Origin of the sequence: Mesorhizobium sp. M4A.F.Ca.ET.090.04.2.1 (assembly GCF_003999085.1) — a bacterium.
Lineage (GTDB): Bacteria > Pseudomonadota > Alphaproteobacteria > Rhizobiales > Rhizobiaceae > Mesorhizobium.
Genome location: NZ_RZOT01000876.1, coordinates 1 through 1,241 on the forward strand (window position 1 = coordinate 1; position 1,241 = coordinate 1,241).

Sequence of the window (1,241 nt, forward strand, 5' to 3'; positions counted from 1 at the left end):
GCTGAATGCGGCCCTGGAATACTGGCGTGACCTGCCGCAAGGGCGCAAGCGCCGCTTCCGCTTCCATCAGGTCTCGACCGACGAGGTGTTCGGCGATCTCCCCTTCGACGGTGGCATGTTTGTCGAGGAGACGCCCTATGCGCCATCGTCGCCATATTCCGCCTCGAAGGCCGCCTCCGATCATTTGGTGCGGGCCTGGCACGAGACCTATGGCCTGCCGGTGGTCCTTTCCAACTGCTCGAACAATTACGGGCCCTATCATTTCCCTGAAAAGCTCATCCCGCTGGTCATCCTCAACGCGCTCGACGAGAAGCCGCTGCCGGTCTATGGCGCCGGCGCCAATGTGCGCGACTGGCTCTATGTCGAGGACCATGCCAAGGCGCTGGAGCTTGTCGCCACGAAGGGGCGGACGGGCGAAAGCTACAATGTCGGCGGCAATTCGGAACGCAGCAATCTCGGCGTCGTCGAGACGATCTGCGATCTTCTTGACCGTCGACGGCCACGCGCCGCCGGCGGCAGCTATCGCGACCTGATCACTTTCGTCACCGATCGTCCGGGTCATGACCGCCGCTACGCGATCGATGCCTCCAAGATCGGCCGCGACCTCGGCTGGTCGCCGACGGAGGACTTCGACAGCGGCCTGGCAAGGACTGTCGACTGGTTCCTCGACAACAGATGGTGGTGGGGGCCGATCCGCGACCAACGCTATGCCGGCGAGCGGCTGGGCCAGGCCGAGAACAGGAAGGGCGCGGCGTGAGGCTTGTCGTGACCGGGCGCGAAGGCCAGGTCGTTGCCAGCCTGCTTGAAGCCGGGCGCGGGCTGGAGGGCGTGGAGGTCGTTGCCGTAGGCCGGCCGCGACTCGACCTGGCGCAGCCCGACACGGTGTTTGATGCGCTGGCGGCATCGAGGCCCGATGTCGTCGTCTCTGCCGCCGCCTACACCGCTGTCGACCAGGCCGAGGACGAGAAGGAAATGGCCTTTGCGGTGAACGCCACCGGGGCCGGTGCCGTCGCCGGGGCGGCGGCGCGGCTTGGCGTTCCCATCATCCATCTTTCGACCGACTACGTCTTCGACGGCACCAAGGACGGCGCCTATGTCGAAACCGACGCCACCGCGCCGCTCAATGCCTATGGCGCTTCGAAGCTTGCCGGCGAACAGGCGGTGGCGGCGGCCAATCCGCGTCATCTGATCCTGCGCACGGCGTGGCTCTATAGCCCTTTCGGCAGGAACTTCGTCGAGAC

Annotated in this window: 2 protein-coding genes; both read left to right on the forward strand. The window is 65.8% G+C overall.

The features are described 5' to 3' along the window. The coding region (locus tag EN781_RS32805) for a dTDP-glucose 4,6-dehydratase (protein ID WP_145965801.1) at positions 1-757 on the forward strand (757 nt) is incomplete at its 5' end. Next, positions 754-1,241, forward strand: a 488-nt coding sequence (locus EN781_RS32810; RefSeq protein WP_127400737.1) for an NAD(P)-dependent oxidoreductase, incomplete at its 3' end; no start/stop codon positions are given. The genes EN781_RS32805 and EN781_RS32810, both read left to right, overlap by 4 nt.